We start from the raw sequence: 328 nt of genomic DNA, 5'->3' as shown, positions 1-328 counted from the left end.
TTACAGAAAGGCTCAGACATAATCCCTCGACTCTCTGGCACGCTTATCCAGACGCTTTTGGAGAAATTTTGCCTTAAACTTTCCGTCCCGCACCACAGGGTAGATCAATGGCAGCAGAAAAACCGTCTGCAAGCTTGCCGTCAGCGGCGATGCCTGATCCAGATCGGAGCTGCCCAGAATGCCGTAGTCCATGTGGATGTTCTGCCGCGCCGCCAGCAGCCCCTCGAAGGAACCGCCCAGAGAGCAGCCGTAGGCCGCCCGGATGTGACCGCCGCAGTGGGTCTTGAGGTAGGCCTCGATTTTTTCGGTCTCCTCCAGCATGGTGGGA

The 328-nt window shown here is 57.6% G+C and carries 1 pseudogene; it reads right to left on the bottom strand.

The window, feature by feature from the left end:
- Positions 1-12: 12 nt before the first annotated feature.
- Positions 13-328, bottom strand: a pseudogene (locus tag P0G09_RS16585) (alpha/beta hydrolase); the annotation flags it as partial.

The organism is Faecalibacterium sp. DFI.5.82, assembly GCF_029076575.1.
Classification (GTDB): Bacteria; Bacillota; Clostridia; order Oscillospirales; family Ruminococcaceae; genus Faecalibacterium; species Faecalibacterium duncaniae.
The sequence above is the reverse complement of the archived record's forward strand: the minus strand, read 5'-3'. Positions and strand labels throughout refer to the sequence as shown.